At 57.4% G+C, this 613-nt stretch carries 2 pseudogenes; both read right to left on the reverse strand.

The window, feature by feature from the left end:
* Nucleotides 1-194: pseudogene (locus M3I54_RS44530) on the reverse strand (IS256 family transposase); the annotation flags it as partial.
* Nucleotides 195-406: 212 nt separating this feature from the next.
* A pseudogene (locus M3I54_RS44535) lies at nt 407-613 on the reverse strand (IS3 family transposase); the annotation flags it as partial.

Below are 613 nucleotides of genomic sequence, written 5' to 3' on the forward strand. Positions count from 1 at the left end.
CCCGCCGGATAACCCAGATGGTGTCCAAGTTCGGCACCCAGCGCCCGCTCGATCAGCGCCTTCTTGAACGCGGCTGAAGCGGCGTGCACCGCTTCGGCGGTCATGGGTCCCTTCACGAACTGGTCGATCAGCTCCTTCGGAATGGACGGTAACGCTGTCTGCGCTTCGGTAGTTGTCTTGGGTTTGCGTGGCATACATGCTCCTTGAGCTACATGTTATGCCTTGAACACAAAATCTATGACAGACCCAACGTGTCGGCGCCGCGCATGATCTCCAGTGGGCAAGTGGTGGTTCATCTATCAACGCTTCACGAACTCTGCGCGATGACGTGTTTCAGCGGTACTTCAGCAACCTGCTAACACCCGTTTGAACCGCCCCGGGTTTCCCGGAGGCTGTTTTGCTTGAGTCACGCCGCGATGGCGGACCCAGCGAGTTTTGAATAATAAGCGGCTTCTGCCTCGGCAGGTGGAATGTTGCCGATGGGGCCGAATAGTCGACGATTGTTGAACCAGTCAACCCATTCGAGCGTCGCCATTTCAACGGCCTGCGGATTGCGCCACGGTCCGAGGCGATGGATCACCTCTGCCTTGTACAAGCCGTTGATCGTTTCAGC

This window comes from Paraburkholderia sp. CNPSo 3274 (assembly GCF_024206475.1).
Lineage (GTDB): Bacteria > Pseudomonadota > Gammaproteobacteria > Burkholderiales > Burkholderiaceae > Paraburkholderia.